A 17,286-nucleotide genomic window follows, 5' to 3' on the forward strand; every position below is an offset into this window, starting at 1 on the left:
TCGGTCCCCGGCTGTGTCGCCCTTGTTCAGGCTAACATCAGCAAGAGCCGTGCCATTTGTATTTATCGCCCCTCCCTGGAAGAGTGTCGGGTGAACAGCGCCCCGCGCTGTTCAGGCTCTGCCGGGGGCAGGGCCGACCCGACACTGGGTAGGGGGTGGGTCGGTATGGGGCAGGCGCGAGGTGCGACAACGAGCCAACCCACCCCTCAATCCCCTCCCTTCCCGCGAGGGGAGGAAGGTCAAGCGTACGCCGCCATCCCCATGCCGGGTCGATACACCGAGCCCGGCGCGCTGCCGACCGCGACGCCTGCCGCACCGGTCAAGGTTTGCAGGCGGCGGCGGACGTTTGCCGCCATCAAATTCACATAGATGCGGCACGTATCGTTCAGCCGCTGCGCTTCTTCGGCGAGGCTCCGCAGCTCATCGCCGGCCGGCGCGGTGCCAAACGCCGCGACGGCCTCGATCGCGGCCAGCTTGTCGCGCGTTGCCGTCTCCAGCCCCGCAACATCATTGACCTTCAATGCGGCGATCTCGGCATGGAGCGCCTCGATCACGCCGATCAGCGCGTCGCGCCGGGTGGTGCCCGCAGCCGTCATTTCGGGCGTCATTTTTTGGGGCTCCAATAGAGTTTCAGCGCCAACATCCGGTCGGCGATCGTATCGGGCGTGATCGGGTAAGTCCCGTTGCGCACCGCGCGCTTGACGTCCTCAACATGCTTCTCGTTGACCGGCGCCGCCTTGCCGAAATCGAATGCCAGCGCCGACAGTTCGAGCTGCCGGGTCGTCGCTTCGCTGGGCCGGGTGGCCGCATTGGCGGTTTGCGGCGTGGGCGCGACGGGCACGACCAGCCGGTCCTGCGCTATCACCGCTCCTGTCCCAGCCTTGGCTCCGATCGACTCTATCACGCCTGCACCTTTGGGGTTTTGCTGACAGGAGTAGAAACGACCGAATGCGACGGACCTTAAGAAATACTTCCAAAGATTATTCGGTCCAGCCGGGCAGCGTCGCGCGACCGCTGGCGATCGCGACCGCCTGGACCGGCGCGCGCGTCTGATCGACCTTCACGAGGAAGCGCCCGCCCGCGACGGCATCGCCCGCCGCCACGCCTTCGCGCGTGATCGTGAAGCCGGGCGATCCCGCGCTGATCGTCACCGGATCGCCACGCTTGATGACATAGACCGGACGCAGCGGCGCGGGCGCGTTCGACGGTTCGATCACCAGCGGTGCGGCCGCTTTGGGCGCGGTCACCGGCATACGCATCGGCACGAACAGCCGCCACTCCGGCCCGGTGCAGGTGACGACGACGGCGTCGTGCGCGTCGGAACGCCACGCCATCGACACCATCGGGCAGGAAGCGAGCTTGAGCCGGGTGTCGACCGGGGTGCGTGCGCCGCCTTCATCGCCAATCCCGCGACCGGCAAAGGCGGCAACCGCGCGATCGATCGCGACGGTATCCTGAAACGGTGGTGCCGCCGCAAGCGGGGTCGCGCCAACCAATAGGAGCGGGGCAATCGACAGACGGGTGAGTGTACGCAGCATGGCTTTATCCCTGGATGAAGCGGCAAAGGTGGGTTGCCGGGCGGCAGATCATTGCCGGTGCCCGGCATTTGGCGCGGCAAAGCCGGTGGTGACAGTAACCGCGCGGCGGCCGGGCCGGGCGGCGGACAGCGTGACACGGTCGGCGGGGACGGCGTGCGTGACCAGCAAGACGGTCGCGACGGCGCGCGCACGGTCAGCGGCAAGCACCGCGCCACTGCCCGTCACCGGATCGACATCATCGGCACTGCCATCGACCGCGCCTGCCACGCGCAGGACCACGCGCGGATCCCGCGTCGAGTCGCGCGCCCAGCCGATCAGCGCATCGGGCGGCTGGCGGAGCACCGCCGATCCGACCGCAAAGCCGGTGACCGACCCGGCGGATACCGCCATCGGCTCGCGCGCAACCGCGCGATCGTAAACGCCAAAGCCCTCGCGCATACCCTTGGCGAGCGCGCCTTTGTCGAGCTGCTCGCTGGCTTGCAGGAACACGAAAAAGCCGACCAGCAACAAAGCGAGATCGGCGAGCGTCATCAGCCACACCGGACGGGCGGGCGCGATGTCGGGAAGCGCGGGGTCGAACGCCGCCATGCTCAGGCGACCTCGGCCAGCTGCGCGCCGCGCGGCTGTTCGCGCGTCGCGAGCGCGATCAGCGGCGCATCGAGCCGCAAGCGCTCGACCGCTTCGTCGCGGGCAGAGCGGCGCAGCCGCGCGGCAATGGGCGCGAGCGCGAGATTGGCAAGCAACGCGCCGTACAAGGTGGCAAGCAACGCCACCGCCATCGCTGCGCCGATCGCGGCGGGATCCTGCATCTTCACGAACATCCCGACCAGGCCGATCAGCGTGCCGACCATGCCCATTGCCGGCGCGGTGTCCGCGGCGGCGCTCCACAGCTCGCACGCGGCGACCGCGCGCTCGGTGCGCGCGCGGTGACGCTGGCGCAACAGCTCGGCGACGTGGTCGGGCGACGCGCCATCGACGATCGCGGCGATCGCGGCGGCGATGTCGGGGTCGGAGATCACCGATTTGTCGAGCGCCATCACCCCATGCCCGCGCGCGATCCGCCCGAATGCAGCGATCTGCTCAAGCAGCGGTGCCGCCTCGAAGCGTCGCGCGAACAGGCTTCCCAGCGCCGCGAACCCGCGGATCAAATCGCGCAGCGGCGTCCGCAGGATCGCGGCGGCAAGCGTCCCGCCGCCGACGATGGCGAGGGCGACGGGATCGAGGAAAGGGGCGAGCAAAGAGGTCATCGCGCGAATGCTCTGCAAGGGGCGGGCCAGTTCCCACCATCGCCGTCACCCCGGCCCGCCCTCTGTCATCCCCGCGAAAGCGAGGACCCAGCTCCAACGGCCGGAGCTGGGTCCCCGCTTTCGCGGGAATGACAAAGAAACGGAGGAACGCTGACGAAGCCGTGGAGGAGCACCCCGGCCGACCCGGCAACCCGATTGCCGCCAACCGGCAATCCCTTGCCGCTTCACCCCCGTCAAACCCTCCCGCCCCCACCCCGGGCGCATTTGGCACGGCCTTTGCTGATACCCTTCCGCGCAATAGGGCGTGAGGAGATGGGCGATGCCCAGCGAAGGTCTTTTCGGGGTACATGGTGCGGCACTCGAAGTGCGCTCGCAGCGGATGGGGGTGCTCGCGTCGAACATCGCCAACGCCTCGACCCCGGGGTTCAAGGCGCAGGACGTCGATTTCAAGAAGGCGCTCGCCTCGGTCGAGAACGCAGCAAGCAGCGGCGGCAATGCGAGCATCACGAGCGCGCTGCAATATCGCGTGCCGTCGCAACCCTCGCTCGACGGCAATACGGTCGAACTGTCGACCGAACAGACCGCCTTTGCCGAAAACGCCGTCGCCTATCAGACGACCTTATCCTTCCTCAACGGGCGCATCGGGCAAATCACCCGCGCGTTGCGTGGCGAATAATGGCCGACCAACCGCTCACCATTTTCCAGGTCGCCGGGCGCGCGATGTCGGCACAGCTTGTGCGGATGAACACAACCGCGTCGAACCTCGCCAATGCCGGGTCGGTCACGTCGAGCGCGGACACCGCGTATCGCACGATCAAGCCCGTGTTCCGCACCGAATATGACAAGGCCTCGGGCCTCGCCACGGTCAATGTCGAAAGCATCGTCACCGCGGGCGAAGCCCCCGAGAAACGCTACGACCCCTCGCACCCGCTCGCCGACAAAGACGGCAATGTGTGGGAAGCGGCGGTCGATGAAACGCGCGAGCTGGTCGACATGATGGAGACCGCGCGCAGCTATCAAAACAATGTCGAGGTCATGCAGACCGCGAAATCGCTGATCCTCGATACCCTCAAGATGGGACGCTAAGCCATGGCCTCCGCTTTCGATACCACGCTCACCAATCTCGGCATCAATCGCGCGACGACGAGCAACGCCGCCACGGCGGTGAAGAGTTCGTCGAGCCTTGGCACGTCGGATTTCCTCAAGCTGCTCACCGCGCAGCTGCAAAACCAGGATCCGTTCTCGCCGACCGACAACAGCCAGATGGTCGCCCAACTCGCGCAAATCACGAGCACATCGGGCATTACCGATATCAACACGACGTTGAAATCGATCCAGACCAAGCTTGGCGGCACATCGACCGCCGATGCGCTGGCTTATGTCGGCAAGACCATCCTGACCGAAGGATCGACCGCTTATGGCCGCTCGACCGGCGGCATCGCCGGCGCGGTCGAGCTCGACGGCGATGCGACCGATGTCTCGGTCTCGATCCAGGATGCCAATGGCCAGGTGCTCAACACGCTGCAGCTCGGCGCGCAAAAGCAGGGGACGATCGCCTACGAGTGGGACGGCAAGACCGCGGCGGGTGCCGATGCCGGGACCGGTCCCTTCACCGTCCGGGTCCAGGCCGCCAAGACTGGCGCGAACGTCACCGCGCGCGGCCTCGTCTGGGCGCCGGTCGCGGCCGTGTCGGTGCCTGCCAGCGGCAGCCCCACCTTGACCGTCCCCGGCCTTGGCACCGTTGCCGTCTCCGCCGTCCGCCAGGTCGGCTGAACCCCCATTTTTCGCCTTCGATAAGGAGCAAAATCCATGTCCTTCTACACTTCCTTGAGCGGCCTGCAGGCGGCACAAACCGAGCTTTCGACGGTGTCGCACAACCTCGCCAACGTCTCGACCAACGGCTTCAAGAAGAGCCGCACCGATTTCGCCGACGTGATCGCCTCCAGCATCGCGGCCGATCCGACCAAGCTGGTCGGATCGGGCACGGTGGTGAAGGGCAATCGCCAGCAATTCGGCGAGGGCAATCTCAAGACCACCGGATCGTCGCTCGATCTCGCCATCTCCGGCGACGGCTTCTTTGCGGTGAAGACGGCGGGGCTCAACGCGACCACCGCTTATACGCGCAACGGCGCGTTTCAGGTCGATCCCGCGACGAAGAGCATCGTCGATGCGCAAGGCTCCGCGCTGCAGGGCTATCCCGTCGATACCAAGGGCAATGCGACCGCGACCGGATCCGACGGCCTCATCACGCTGACCCTCGCCGCGACCAGCGGCACGCCATCGGCCACCGCCAACGTCGGCCTGAAGCTCAACCTCTACGCCGCCGCCTCGACCCCGAGCGTCGCCTTCGATCCGGCCAATGCGGCAAGCTACAACAGCTCGACCGCGACGACGATCTATGATTCGGCGGGCAAGGCGAGCACGCTCACCAATTACTACGTCCACACCGGCACCAACGCCTGGACCGTCCACAGCTATGTCGGCGACACGGCGTTGAGCGTGGGCGGATCGACCGCCGGCACGCCCGTCACCTTCGATGCGACCGGGAACATCACCGCGCCGACCACGCCGGTGACCTATGACGCGTTCACGCCCACCACCGGCGGCGTGGCGCAGACCCTCGCCTTCAGTCTCGCCGGCTCGACCCAGGCGTCGAGCGCCTTCTCGGTCAATGCCCGCACCGCCGATGGCTCGGCGGTCGGCGAACTGGCCGGCGTCACGGTCAATGGACAGGGCATCGTCGCCGCCAATTATTCGAACGGCGACACGATCAATCTCGGCAAGGTGGCGCTCGCCAATTTCGCCAATCCGACCGGCTTGCGCCAAACCGGCAACAGCTATTGGTCGGCCAGCGGCATTTCGGGCCAGGCCGCGCTTGGTGCGGCCAATGAAAGCGGCTTCGGCTCGTTGCTGTCGGGCACGCTTGAGGGATCGAACGTCGATATCACCGAGGAACTGGTCTCGCTGATCGCGGCACAGCGCAACTTCCAGGCAAATGCCAAGGCGCTCGATATCGCCAGCCAGATTTCGCAGACAATCTTCCAGATTCGGGGCTGAGCGGGGCGGAATCGGAGCTAAGCCATGGACAAATTGGTCTACACCGCGGCCTCGGGCCTCAAGGCGCATCTCGCGTCGCAGGCGGCGATCGCCAACAATATGGCGAACGTGTCGACGATCGGCTTCCGCGCCGACCGCGTCGTGTTCGAACGGCTGTCGCTGCAAAGCTCCGGTTTCGACACGCGCACCTCCGCCTCGGCCGAAGTCGCCGATGCCGACCGCAAGCCCGGCGCGCTGCAACAGACCGGGCGCGCGCTCGATATCGCGATCCCCGGTGACAGCTGGCTCGCGGTACAGGCGACCGACGGCACCGAAGCCTATACCCGCCGCGGCGATCTCCAGATTGCGCCCTCGGGCGTGTTGCAAACCGGCGACGGCTTCCCCGTAATTGGGGCGGGCGGCCCGATCACGTTGCCGCCGGTGCAAAGCATCGCGATCTCGAACGACGGCAAGATCTCGATCGTCCCGGTTGGCGGCGACCCGCGCAATCCGCAAATCATCGACACGCTGAAACTCGCCAGCCCGAAGGGGACGCAGACGGTCAAGGGCACCGACAATCTGCTGCATGTCAAGGGTGGCGGGGTGTTGCCGGTCGATCTCGATACGCGGATCGAGAGCGGCACGCTCGAGGGGTCGAACGTCAACATGACGCAAGCGCTGGTCGACATGATCGAGAATCAGCGCGCCTATGAGGTCCAGGCCAACCTTATGAAATCGGCCAAGGAATTGGATGAAAGCAGCGCATCACTGATGCGCCTGCCGGCTTGAGAGGAATAGATCATGGGTAGTGCAGCCATGCATATCGCGCGGACCGGGCTCGATGCCCAGGACATGCGCATGCGCGTCATTTCGAACAACCTCGCCAACGTGAACACGACCGCGTACAAAAAGGATCGCGCCGCGTTTGAGACGCTCGCATATCAGACCGTGACCGCGCCCGGCGCGCCGAGCACCGCTGAATCGAAATATGCCACCGGCCTCAACCTCGGCACCGGCGTCAAGATTCAGGGGACCGCGCGGATCGATACGCAGGGCTCGTTCCAGCAGACCAATAACAGCCTCGATCTGGCGCTCGACGGCGACGGCTATTTCCAGGTGCAAATGCCCGGCGGTACGCTCGGTTATACGCGTGCGGGCAATTTCTCGCGCTCGCCCGCAGGCTTGCTCATCACATCCGAAGGCTATCAGGTCCAGCCCGGCATCACCGTGCCCGAGGGCGCGAGCGCGATCACGATCGGCACCGACGGCACCGTTTCGGCCACGATCCCGGGGCAGGCCGCGTCGACCACGCTCGGCCAGATCCAGGTCGCGAGCTTTCCCAATTCCGCCGGCTTGCTCGGCAAGGGCGACAATTACCTCGTCGAAACCTCCGCCAGCGGTGCCGCCAATCTCGGCATCGCCGGCCAGGATGGCCGCGGCAACATCCGCCAGGGCCAGCTCGAAGGGTCCAACGTCAATGTCGTCGAGGAGCTTGTCGACATGATCGAGACGCAGCGCGCCTATGAGGTCAATTCGAAGATGATCTCGGCGACCAACGAAATGCTACAATATGTTAACCAACATTTCGGTAGCTAAGGGCATGAAATCGTCCGCCCTTCTCGCCGCCGCCTGCGCGGCCTGCCTCATCACCGTCGCGCTCGCACCCGGCGCGGCGGAGGCGAGCCTGTTCGGCAAGAAGAAGCCGCCGGTCGATTTTTCGGCGGCGCTGCCGCCGCCGCCGCCACCACCGCCGCCGGTGTCGACCGGATCGATCTTCCAGATCGCCGACGGCTATGCCGCGCTCTATGAAGGCACGCGCGCGCGCCGTGTCGGCGATCCGCTGACGATCGTGCTGGTCGAACGCACCGTCGCCTCCAAATCCGCCAGTTCGAAGCTCGATTCGGGCGGGGGCCTCAGCATCACGCCGCCGACCACGGGCAGCCTTGCGCTGTTCCAGGGGACCGATGCGAGCCTGAGTGGCAAGCGCAATTTTGCCGGCCAGGGCGCGAGCGACCAGTCGAACACGCTGTCGGGCGAAGTCAGCGTGACCGTCAGCGAAGTCCTGCCCAACGGCACGATGCTGATCCAGGGGCAGAAGCGCGTCACGCTCAACCGCGGCGACGAATTCGTCCAGATCAAGGGCCTGATCCGCGTCGCCGATATCGATGCCGACAACCGCGTCCTGTCGACCCGCGTCGCCGATGCGCAGATCGCCTATACCGGCAAGGGCGACGTCGCCCGCGCCAGCCGCCAGGGCTGGCTCGGCCGCTTCTTCTCCGTGGTGAGTCCGTTCTGATGCGCACTTTGATCGCCCGTCTGTCCCCGTTCCCCGTTCGTGCTGAGCTTGTCGAAGCACAGCGCGCCACACGCGCGACGTCGCGTGCGGTACCAGCCCTTCGACAGGCTCAGGGCGAACGGGGTTGGGGTGCGCGGTTCGTCGCCGCACTGCTGACCGCGCTCGCCACCCTCACCCTCGCCCTCGCCGCCCCCGCCTCGGCCGACCGGATCAAGGATCTCGGCGGCTTTCAGGGGATCCGCAGCAACCAGCTGACCGGTTACGGCGTCGTCGTCGGTCTGCCCGGCACCGGCGACGACAATCTCGAATATACCATTCAGTCGATGAAGGCGGTCGCCTCGCGCTTCGGCCTGCAATTGCCCGCCAACGTCAATCCGGGCCTGAAGAACGCCGCCGTCGTGATCATTACCGCCGATCTCCCGCCCTTTGCCAAGCCGGGGCAGAAGCTCGACATCACCGTTGCGTCGATGGGCAAGGCCAAGAGCTTGCGCGGCGGCGCGCTGATCCTGACGCCGTTGCTCGGCGCCGACGGACAGATTTACGCGATGGCGCAAGGCAATCTCGCGGTTGGTGGCCTTGGTGCCGAGGGCAAGGACGGCTCGCAGATCGTCGTCAACATTCCCTCGGCCGGGCGCATCCCCGACGGCGCGACGGTCGAACGCGCGGTCCGGACCGGGTTCGAAACGACGCCGGTCCTGACCTACAATCTCGCGCGCGCCGATTTCACCACCGCACAGAATGTCGCTGCCGCGATCAATTCGCGGCTCGGTGCCGGGACCGCGCAAGCAACCGATGCGATTTCGGTCTCGATCCGCGCCCCCATCGGCGGCGATGTCCGCGCGACCTTGATGAGCGAGATCGAAAATCTCGACATCGTCTCCGCAGAACCCTCGGCCCGCGTCATCGTCAACGCGCGCACCGGCACCGTCGTGATCAATTCGAGCGTCCGCGTCGGCACCGCCGCGATCACGCACGGCAAATTGACCGTGCGCATCGACGAATCCGAACGCGTCAGTCAGCCAGCGCCGTTCAGCAAGGGCGAGACCACCAAGGAACAGAAGTCTGCGGTCGGCGTGGATGAGGAAAAACACCCGATCTTCCTGATCGAACCCGGCCCGCGTCTGTCCGATGTGGTCAAGGCGATCAACGCGATCGGCGCATCGCCGGCCGATCTGGTCGCGATCCTCGAAGCCTTGAAAGAGGCTGGCGCGCTGAAAGCCGAGTTGATCATCCTGTGAGCGAAGTGCCAGCCCTCCCGCCCGTCCAGGGCCCGTTACAGGGTGTCAATGTCGACACGAGCCGCTTGCAGAACCGCGCCAATCTGGAAGCGGCGGGCAAGAAGTTCGAGGCGGTGTTCACCGGCATGATGGTCAAGGCGATGCGCTCGACGCATCTCGCCGAGGACGATCTGTTCGGCTCGAAGGGCCTCGATACCTTCAAGGAAATGCAGGATACCCAGTTCGCGACCGGCATGGCCGATCACGCCCCGCTCGGCATTGGCAAGGCGATGACCAAATTTCTCGCGCGGTCGCAAAGCGCGCTGCAGGCCGCGCCGCCACCCGCTGACGGCAAGACGTCATGAGCGATCTGCTCGGCATCGGCGCCAGCGGGGTGCGCGCGTATCAAAGCGCGCTCACCACCGTGTCCGAAAACATCGCCAATGCCGCGACGCCGGGCTATGCCAAGCGCACCGCCGATCTGCGCGAAGTCGCAGCCGCCGTCGGCATCACTTCGGGCGGCCGCGTCCAGACCGGTCAGGGCGTAACGGTCGCAGGCGTGACACGCTCGGCCGACACGCTCCGCGCGGCCGATGTGCGGACATCGAGCGCCGATCTCGCGCGCAGCGAAACCGGGATCGCTTGGCTCGACCGGATCGAAACCGCGCTGACCGGCAACCAATTGGGCGACCGGCTAACCGGTTTCTTCAATGCCGCCAAAAGCGTCGCCGCCGATCCCAGCGCGACCGTCCCGCGCAGCGCCTTGCTCGAACAGGCAACCGCCGTCGCGGGCAGCTTTACCGCAACCGGCAAGGCGCTCGACAATCTCGACGCCAATCTCGATGCGACCGCTGCGAGCGCCGTTACGACGCTTAACAGCCTCGGCGCGGCACTCGCCAAGGTCAATGACGGGCTCGGCCGCGTGCAACCCGGCTCGAACGGCGCGGCGCAGCTCGCCGATCAACGCGATGCGATCCTCGATCAAATGAGCGCGATCAGCGATGTATCGGTCAGTACCGACGGCATCGGCCGTGCGACGGTCAAACTCGGCAATGCCGGTGGCCCGGATTTCGTGACCGGCAACACATCGGGCGAGGTCACGTTCGCGCGCGGCAGCGACGGGACAGTGGCGTTCGCCTTGCAAACGCCGGCTGGCGTCGCGACGGTCACGCCGGGCGGCGGCGCGCTCGCCGGCGTCATCGATGGCGCGGCGCGCATTGCCGACGCGCGCATAACGCTCGAGACGATCGCCACCGCCTTCACCGCCGGCTTCAATGCGGTGCAGGCGGGCGGACGCGATCTCGACGGCAATCCCGGTGTGGCGCTGTTCACGACGGGCACGCGCCCGACCGACCTTGCGCTCACCCTCACCGATCCACGCGGGATCGCCGCAGCCGCAGTCGGCGGCGGCCCGCGCGACAATAGCAATTTGAAAAACCTCGATACGCTGCGCAGCAGCGGCGCGTTCGAGGCCAAGACCACCGCGCTCATCTCGGGCAATGCCGCCACGCTCAACGGGCGCAAGCAAATCGCCGAGGCGCAAAGCGCGATCCGCGACAATGCCGTCGCCGCGCGCGATGCCGTGTCGGGGGTCAATCTCGACAGCGAAGCGGTCGATCTGTTGCGCTTCCAGCAAGCCTATTCCGCGTCGAGCCGCGTCATTCAGGTCGCGCGCGACACGCTCCAGTCGATCCTCGACATCCGCTAGGGTAGCTTATGCAAATCGGCACCAACCAGTTTTACGACACGAATGCGACGCAGCTCGGCAAGCTGGCGACGCAGGCCGACACGCTCAACACGCAAATCGCGACGGGCAAGAAATTCACCGCGCCGTCGCAGGACGTAGTCGCGTACAACCGGCTCACCGCAATTCGGCAGACCAATGCCGACAGCACCGCTTATGCGAGCAATGTCAGCCTCGCCCAGTCGCTGCTCCAGCAATCCGACACGACGCTCAGCGCAATCAGCAACCAGCTCCAGCGCGCCGCCGAACTGACGACGCAAGCCGCCAACGGCACGCTCAACGATGCCAACCGCAAGACGATCGCGATCGAGCTGCAAAGCATTCGCGACGATCTTGTCGGCCTGGCGGGCACTACCGACGCGCGCGGCCAGCCCTTGTTCGGGGCAGGCACCGGTGGTGCGGCGGTCGTCGAGGCGGCCGACGGTACGGTCAGCTTCGGCGGTACCGGCGAGATTTCGCCAATCCCCGTCGCCGATGGCACCGATATCCACGCAACCGACAGCGCACAACGCGTGTTCGGCAACATTCCCGTCAGCGGCGGCGGCACGACCGATGTGTTCGCGGTGCTCGCCAGCCTGATCGCCGCGCTCAACGCGGGCGGCAACGTTTCGGCCGCGACCGGCAGCGCCGCCGATGGCCTGAAGGGCGCGCAGAACCAGGTCAGCAACGTGCAAGGTTCGGTCGGCGCGCGCGCCGCGCGGCTCGACATCGTCGCATCGCAAGCAACCAACGCCGCCGCCGCGCGCGAAACCGATCGCGTCGCGCTGGAAGATACCGATGTCTCGACCGCGATCACCGCATTGCAGAAAACGATGACGGTGCTGCAAGCAACTCAGGCCAGCTTCACCAAGCTCGGACAATTGTCGCTGTTCACCTATCTGCGCTGAGATCTTGCTGTAAGGACGTGACGCCTCCTCGCCACCGTTCGGGCTGAGCTTGTCGAAGCCCTGCCCTCAACAAGCGCTGCCCCGCGGGTGGCACGCAGCCCTTCGACAAGCTCAGGGCGAACGGCATGGGTGTGCGATCTTAGCCGCTCCCTAGCCTTACGGCGCGGTCCGCCCCGGTTGCGCCTCGGCCAGGATCACCGCGAACAACCCCGCGGGGTCGGTCCATTCCCCCACCGGCGTCCATCCGCCCGCGCGCAGCAGGATGCGCGCATCGCGCGGCGCGTATTTGTGGCTGTTCTCGGTATGGATCGTCTCGCCCGCCGCCATCGCGAACGGCCGCCCCTCGATTTCGAAGGCGATCTCGGCCATCGCCTCAAGGTGCATTTCGATCCGCGAACGATCATCGTTCCAGATCGCGCGGTGGCGGAATGTCGCGATCGGGATTGTCCCGTCGAGCTCGCGGTTGATCCGCTCGAGCAAATTCAGGTTGAACGCGGCGGTCACCCCTTGCGCATCGTCATACGCCGCCTCGAGCACAACGGGGTCCTTGATCCGGTCCATCCCGATGACGAGCATCGCGCCCTCGCCCAGCGAGGCCTTCATCGCGCGCAGCAAATCGACCGAGGAATGCGGCACCATATTGCCGATCGTCGAACCGGGAAAGAAACCGAGTTTCGGCGTAGCGGCGATCTGCGCAGGCAGCGCGATCGGGCGCATGAAATCCGCCTCAAGTGGCAGCACCGTCAGCCCGGGAAACGCCGCTGCCAGCAGCCCTGAGGATTCGCGCAGGAAATCCCCCGAAATGTCGATCGGGACATAGGCCACCGGATCGACCGCCTGGAGCAGGATCGGCGTCTTGGTCGAGGAGCCCGAACCGAACTCCACTACCGCCCGCCCCGCCCCTGCAAGCGCTGCGATCTCGCCGCAACACGCGCGGAGAATCGCGGTTTCGGTCCGCGTCGGATAATATTCGGGCAAATCGGTGATCGCCTCGAACAATTCGGACCCACGCCGGTCATAGAACCACCGCGCCGGAATCGCGCGCGGGCGCATTTCGAATGCGCGCAGCACGTCGTGGCGAAACGCCGGGTCGGCCAGCGACGCCTGGCCGTCCTCGATTTCCTGCTTCAACACGTCATAAATCCTTGGCGAGCCGCACGCCGGTGAATTGCCAGCGCTGGTGCGGATAAAAGAAATTGCGGTAACTCGCGCGGACATGCCCGCGCGGGGTCGCGCACGATCCGCCGCGCAACACACACTGCCCGCTCATAAACTTGCCATTATATTCGCCGACCGCGCCGTCGGCCGCCTTGAAGCCGGGATAGGGACGATACGCGCTGCCGGTCCACTCCCACACGTCACCGAAAAACGCCGGGCCGTCGCTCGCGGGGCGCGGTTCGACCGGTCCGGCGTGGTCCAACTGATTGCCGCCCGCCGGATCGTGCGATGCGGCAGCGGCTTCCCATTCGGCTTCGGTCGGCAAGCGCACCCCGGCCCAGCTGGCATAGGCGTCGGCTTCATAGAAACTGACATGCGTCACCGGTGCCGCCGGATCGATTGCGCGGCGGCCATCGAGCCCGAAGCGCGTCCACCCGTTCTCGCCACGCTCCCAATAAAGCGGCGCCGAAATCGCCTCGGCGCGCACCCACGCCCAGCCATCCGCCAGCCAGTGTCGCGCCGCGTCATAGCCGCCATCGGCGATGAACGCGGCCCATTCGCCATTGGTGACGGTGCGATCGGCGAGCGCATGTGGACGGAGCAAGGTTGCGTGCCGCGGCCCCTCGCAATCGAACGCGAAATCGCTGCCGTCATGCCCGATCTCCGTGACTTCCGCCGCACCCTCGATCCAGCCAAGCGGCCCCGGCATCGCCACCGGCACCTTCCGCGCCGCCGGCCACACCGCCGGCTCGACCGGGTTCTGCGCCATCAAATGCAGCACGTCGGTGATCAGCAATTCCTGATGCTGCTCCTCATGATGGCATCCAAGCGCCACCAGATCGCGCGCGGCGTGCGGCAAAGCGGGCAGTGCCGCCAACACCGCCGCATCGACCTGCGCGCGATACGCGATCACTTCGTCGAGCGCAGGCCGCGTCACCATGCCGCGCCGCCCGCGCGCGTGCCGCTGGCCTTCGGCTTCGTAATAGCTGTTGAACAGGAACGGGAAGCGATCGTCATACAGCGCATAGCCGCTGACGAAATCGCGCAGCACGAAGGTTTCGAGAAACCACGTCGTATGCGCGAGATGCCATTTGGCCGGCGACGCATCGTCCATCGACTGGACGCTCGCATCGGCATCCGAGAGCGGCGCGACCAACGCGACCGACAGCCCGCGCACCGCCTGGAAGCGCGCAGCCAAAAAGGAGGGGTCAGCCTTGGGGGCAGTCCGCGTTCGCATCGTTTCGTCCCCGTTTCGGGCGCGCCTTTGGCGTGCCCGGACTAAAGCGCCATGCTCAGCGCGTGGCACCTGGTCGCCACAAAACGTCGCCACCGGCCTTTTGGTTCACCGCGCGCGCCGCCACGAACAGATAATCCGACAAACGATTGAGATAGGCGAGCGCCAGCGGGTTGATCGCCACCGCCCGCGCCGCCGCCACACCGGCCCGCTCGGCGCGCCGCACCGTCGCGCGGGCGATATGCAATGCCGCTGCCGCCGCGGTTCCGCCGGGCAAAATAAAGCTGGTCAGCGGCGAGAGTTCGCCGTTCATCCGGTCGATTTCGGCCTCAAGCCGGTCGACTTGCGCGGCGACGATCCGCAGCGTCATTTCCGACGGCGCGAAATCCGCGCCCTCCGCATCCTTGGCAGGCGTCGCCAGATCGGCGCCGAGATCGAACAAATCGTTCTGGATCCGCTCGAGCAGCAAGCCGAGCCATGCCAGCGCCACGCCGTCGCCGCGCAACGCGACGACCGCCGCGCCAATCGCGCTATTGGCTTCGTCGACATCGCCGATCGCCGCCATCCGCGCGTCGTCCTTCGCCACGCGCGATCCATCGACGAGGCCGGTCGTGCCGTCATCGCCGGTGCGGGTATAGATACGGTTGAGTTTGACCATCAGTCAGCGCGCCCCCAATTGCGGTCGCCTAGCGCGGGCCCGCCATCCACAGCAGCAGCACGACGATGAAGATCGCCACCGCCTGCAACATCACGCGATATTGCATCAGCTTGTTCGATTTGGTCGCCGATGCGAGCAACCCGTCCCCGCTGGTCGTGCCTTCGCGGACATCCTGGCTCGCCCCGAGCAGGAAAACGATGAGGCCGCGCACCAGCACGACGACAACTGCGATCATCGACGCGATCAGGAGAATGGTCAGAAAAGTGCTCATGAAACGCATTTAGGTACTCGCGAGCACAAAGCCAATGGGCAGGCTCCGCGCGCGCAAGCGATTGGCCAGCGCCAGACCGTCTTCCCCACGCAACCGCACGCTTTCGAGCGTCGGCGCACCGTTGCGCTTGGCGAGGCGCTGTCCATCCGCCCCGACGAGCAGCGGGTGATGCCGGTAGATCGGCGTCGGCAGCCCCAGCAACGCCTGCAACAGCCGGTGAACATGCGTCGCCGCGAACAGATCGACCCCGCGCACGACATGGCTAATCCCCTGCGCCGCATCGTCGAGAGTCACCGCGAGGTGATAACTCGCCGGCGCATCCTTCCGCGCGAGCACGACATCGCCGTGTGTGAGGGGGTCGGCGATGATCTCGCCCGCGATTTCGTCGTGCCAGAGGAGCATCCCGCTTTTTCCTCCCCTCCCTGCAAGGGAGGGGTTGGGGGTGGGTTCGTGTGGGGAGCGTACGTCGTCACCCACATCCACCCACCCCTCAATCCCAGCGTCAGGTCGGTCAGGCCCCCGGCCTGACCTGAACAGCGCGGGGCGCTGTTCACCTGACGCTCTTCCAGGGAGGGGAGGAGAAAGAGCCACCATCGCCCGCACCACATCCAGCCGCCACGCATAGCGCTCCCCCGCAGCAATCCGCCCGGCGCGCTCCCCCGCGCTCAACCCCCGACACATCCCCGGATACACCGCCTCGCCCCCATGCGGCGCACTCAAACTCGCCGCAATTTCCGCGCGGGTACAGAAACACGGATAGAGCAGCCCGTCCCCGCGCAACCGCTCCAGCGCGGCGGCATAAACCGCCAGCCGCGTCGACTGGAACAGCACCGGGCCATCCCATTCCAGCCCGAGCCAGCGCAAATCCGCTTCAATCGCCGCGACATGCTCCGGGCGCGATCGCGCGCCGTCGATATCCTCGATCCGCAACAGGAACGTTCCGCCGCGCGCGCGCGCGCGATCATGCGCCTGGATCGCCGAATAGGCATGGCCAAGATGCAGCTTACCCGTCGGGCTTGGCGCGAAACGCGTGACGGGCATGACCGGCGCGATCATCGAGCCCTTGACCGCGAGTCGTGGCTTGTGTGAAACTCGCGGGCGACGGGTGGCGCTGTCATCACGGCGTCATCCTACGGGTTAAGAAGCCGCCAGGAAAGCGCCACTTGGGTGTAAAGGGGGGCTCGCATGTACCATCCCGATCTGATCCGCCATCCCGATGGCTGTCCCGCGCTCGTCCTCAATGCGGATTATACCCCGCTCAGCTATTATCCGCTCTCGCTGTGGCCGTGGCAGACCGCGATCAAGGCGGTGTTTCTCGACCGCGTCGACATCGTCGCCGAATATGAACGCGAAGTGCGCAGCCCGACGATGCGCGTCAAACTGCCCTCGGTCATCGCGCTCAAGCAATATGTCCGCCCCTCGGCCTTCCCCGCCTTCACGCGCTTCAACCTCTTTCTGCGCGACAAGTTCGTCTGCCAATATTGCGGATCGGGCAACGATCTGACCTTCGACCATATCGTGCCGCGCGCGCAAGGCGGGCGCACGACGTGGGAAAACGTCGCCACCGCCTGCGCGCCGTGCAACCTCAAGAAAGGCGGCCGCACGCCGAAACAGGCGAACATGCCGCTCCACATCGACGCGATCCGCCCGACGAGCTGGCATTTGCAGGAACATGGCCGCCGCTATCCGCCCAATTTCCTCCACGACACGTGGCATGACTGGCTGTATTGGGATGTTGAACTGGAGGCGTGAGCCGGGGGCAACTCCTAATTCCGCCCGTGCCGGGGAGGAGCTAAGGAAGCCATGGCGGGGCAGCGCCGTCCGTGCAATTTCCTGCACGACACATGGCCTGACTGGCTCTATTGCGATGCCAGACTGGAGGGATGAGCGGGGGCTCGATACTGTCTTACCGAAGGAATGAATCCTTGCCCCAAGCACGTTCGAACCCCCACGATGGCCGCGATCCCACGGCGCGCACCGCGATAAAGACGTGCCTCCTG

General features: G+C 66.1%; 22 protein-coding genes. 12 read left to right on the plus strand and 10 right to left on the minus strand.

All coding sequences use genetic code 11. From position 1 onward, the window contains the following. Window positions 1-239: 239 nt before the first annotated feature. The 5 genes from ABWP09_RS05245 to ABWP09_RS05265 all read right to left on the minus strand — a co-directional run bounded on the left by ABWP09_RS05245 (window position 240) and on the right by ABWP09_RS05265 (window position 2,785). A complete protein-coding gene (locus ABWP09_RS05245) occupies window positions 240-608 on the minus strand; it encodes a flagellar protein FlgN (protein ID WP_353204093.1) in 369 nt (122 codons plus the stop codon). Continuing rightward, the gene (locus ABWP09_RS05250; RefSeq protein ID WP_353204094.1) at window positions 605-904 is read right to left on the minus strand and encodes a flagellar biosynthesis anti-sigma factor FlgM; all 300 of its coding nucleotides are present in this window, start codon (window positions 902-904) and stop codon (window positions 605-607) included. The genes ABWP09_RS05245 and ABWP09_RS05250 overlap by 4 nt, the downstream gene beginning before the upstream one ends. 76 nt (window positions 905-980) lie before the next feature. Continuing rightward, window positions 981-1,538: a flagella basal body P-ring formation protein FlgA gene (locus ABWP09_RS05255; RefSeq protein WP_353204095.1), complete on the minus strand. Its 558-nt coding sequence runs from the start codon at window positions 1,536-1,538 to the stop codon at window positions 981-983. A gap of 48 nt (window positions 1,539-1,586) precedes the next feature. After that, window positions 1,587-2,126 (minus strand): flagellar motor protein MotB, encoded by a 540-nt coding sequence (locus ABWP09_RS05260; RefSeq protein ID WP_353204096.1) that lies wholly within the window; start codon window positions 2,124-2,126, stop codon window positions 1,587-1,589. Window positions 2,127-2,128: 2 nt separating this feature from the next. Beyond that, a complete protein-coding gene (locus ABWP09_RS05265; protein ID WP_353204097.1) occupies window positions 2,129-2,785 on the minus strand; it encodes a MotA/TolQ/ExbB proton channel family protein in 657 nt (218 codons plus the stop codon). A gap of 319 nt (window positions 2,786-3,104) precedes the next feature. On the opposite strand from ABWP09_RS05265, the gene flgB reads away from it, so the two are divergent. Genes flgB through ABWP09_RS05320 form a run of 11 tightly spaced genes read left to right on the plus strand, consistent with a single transcriptional unit; the run spans window position 3,105 to window position 11,965 of the window. Further along, complete coding sequence (gene flgB / locus ABWP09_RS05270) at window positions 3,105-3,461, plus strand: flagellar basal body rod protein FlgB (RefSeq protein WP_353204098.1); 357 nt, start codon at window positions 3,105-3,107, stop codon at window positions 3,459-3,461. Beyond that, the gene (gene flgC / locus ABWP09_RS05275) at window positions 3,461-3,871 is read left to right on the plus strand and encodes a flagellar basal body rod protein FlgC (protein ID WP_188446223.1); all 411 of its coding nucleotides are present in this window, start codon (window positions 3,461-3,463) and stop codon (window positions 3,869-3,871) included. Before flgB ends, flgC begins: the two co-directional genes overlap by 1 nt. Window positions 3,872-3,874: 3 nt before the next feature. Beyond that, window positions 3,875-4,558, plus strand: coding sequence for a flagellar hook assembly protein FlgD (locus tag ABWP09_RS05280; RefSeq protein WP_353204099.1), 684 nt, complete (start codon window positions 3,875-3,877; stop codon window positions 4,556-4,558). Between the two features lie 36 nt (window positions 4,559-4,594). Next, entirely contained in the window at window positions 4,595-5,842 is a 1,248-nt protein-coding gene (locus ABWP09_RS05285) for a flagellar hook protein FlgE (protein WP_353204100.1), read from the plus strand. A 24-nt stretch (window positions 5,843-5,866) separates the two neighbouring features. Then, window positions 5,867-6,610, plus strand: a complete 744-nt coding sequence (gene flgF / locus ABWP09_RS05290) for a flagellar basal-body rod protein FlgF (protein WP_353204101.1) — start codon at window positions 5,867-5,869, stop codon at window positions 6,608-6,610. 12 nt (window positions 6,611-6,622) lie between these two features. Then, the gene (gene flgG / locus ABWP09_RS05295) at window positions 6,623-7,417 is read left to right on the plus strand and encodes a flagellar basal-body rod protein FlgG (RefSeq protein ID WP_353204102.1); all 795 of its coding nucleotides are present in this window, start codon (window positions 6,623-6,625) and stop codon (window positions 7,415-7,417) included. 4 nt (window positions 7,418-7,421) lie between these two features. Beyond that, window positions 7,422-8,117, plus strand: coding sequence for a flagellar basal body L-ring protein FlgH (locus ABWP09_RS05300; protein WP_353204103.1), 696 nt, complete (start codon window positions 7,422-7,424; stop codon window positions 8,115-8,117). Continuing rightward, the gene (locus tag ABWP09_RS05305) at window positions 8,117-9,355 is read left to right on the plus strand and encodes a flagellar basal body P-ring protein FlgI (protein ID WP_353204104.1); all 1,239 of its coding nucleotides are present in this window, start codon (window positions 8,117-8,119) and stop codon (window positions 9,353-9,355) included. Before ABWP09_RS05300 ends, ABWP09_RS05305 begins: the two co-directional genes overlap by 1 nt. Next, the gene (locus tag ABWP09_RS05310; protein ID WP_353204105.1) at window positions 9,352-9,699 is read left to right on the plus strand and encodes a rod-binding protein; all 348 of its coding nucleotides are present in this window, start codon (window positions 9,352-9,354) and stop codon (window positions 9,697-9,699) included. The genes ABWP09_RS05305 and ABWP09_RS05310 overlap by 4 nt, the downstream gene beginning before the upstream one ends. After that, entirely contained in the window at window positions 9,696-11,042 is a 1,347-nt protein-coding gene (flgK, locus tag ABWP09_RS05315) for a flagellar hook-associated protein FlgK (protein ID WP_353204106.1), read from the plus strand. The genes ABWP09_RS05310 and flgK overlap by 4 nt, the downstream gene beginning before the upstream one ends. 8 nt (window positions 11,043-11,050) lie before the next feature. Next, on the plus strand, window positions 11,051-11,965 hold the full coding sequence (locus ABWP09_RS05320; protein WP_353204107.1) for a flagellin N-terminal helical domain-containing protein: 915 nt from the start codon (window positions 11,051-11,053) through the stop codon (window positions 11,963-11,965). 156 nt (window positions 11,966-12,121) lie between these two features. On the opposite strand, the gene egtD is transcribed toward ABWP09_RS05320, so the two are convergent. Genes egtD through ABWP09_RS05345 form a run of 5 tightly spaced genes read right to left on the minus strand, consistent with a single transcriptional unit; the run spans window position 12,122 to window position 16,342 of the window. Beyond that, window positions 12,122-13,099, minus strand: a complete 978-nt coding sequence (egtD, locus tag ABWP09_RS05325; protein WP_353204108.1) for an L-histidine N(alpha)-methyltransferase — start codon at window positions 13,097-13,099, stop codon at window positions 12,122-12,124. A 1-nt stretch (window position 13,100) separates the two neighbouring features. After that, window positions 13,101-14,360 (minus strand): ergothioneine biosynthesis protein EgtB, encoded by a 1,260-nt coding sequence (gene egtB / locus ABWP09_RS05330; protein WP_353204109.1) that lies wholly within the window; start codon window positions 14,358-14,360, stop codon window positions 13,101-13,103. Window positions 14,361-14,415: 55 nt separating this feature from the next. After that, the gene (locus ABWP09_RS05335; RefSeq protein WP_353204110.1) at window positions 14,416-15,015 is read right to left on the minus strand and encodes a cob(I)yrinic acid a,c-diamide adenosyltransferase; all 600 of its coding nucleotides are present in this window, start codon (window positions 15,013-15,015) and stop codon (window positions 14,416-14,418) included. A 28-nt stretch (window positions 15,016-15,043) separates the two neighbouring features. Further along, complete coding sequence (locus ABWP09_RS05340) at window positions 15,044-15,286, minus strand: twin transmembrane helix small protein (RefSeq protein WP_353204111.1); 243 nt, start codon at window positions 15,284-15,286, stop codon at window positions 15,044-15,046. Window positions 15,287-15,295: 9 nt separating this feature from the next. After that, window positions 15,296-16,342: a glutamyl-Q tRNA(Asp) synthetase gene (locus tag ABWP09_RS05345; protein ID WP_353204112.1), complete on the minus strand. Its 1,047-nt coding sequence runs from the start codon at window positions 16,340-16,342 to the stop codon at window positions 15,296-15,298. A 129-nt stretch (window positions 16,343-16,471) separates the two neighbouring features. Here ABWP09_RS05345 and ABWP09_RS05350 point away from each other — a divergent pair, with 129 nt between their 5' ends. After that, window positions 16,472-17,038 carry an HNH endonuclease gene (locus ABWP09_RS05350; RefSeq protein ID WP_353204113.1) on the plus strand — a complete coding sequence of 189 codons (567 nt, stop codon included), beginning with the start codon at window positions 16,472-16,474 and terminating at the stop codon, window positions 17,036-17,038. The last annotated feature ends 248 nt before the right edge of the window (window positions 17,039-17,286 follow it).

The sequence above is a fragment of the Sphingomonas sp. genome, from assembly GCF_040398505.1.
Lineage (GTDB): Bacteria > Pseudomonadota > Alphaproteobacteria > Sphingomonadales > Sphingomonadaceae > Sphingomonas.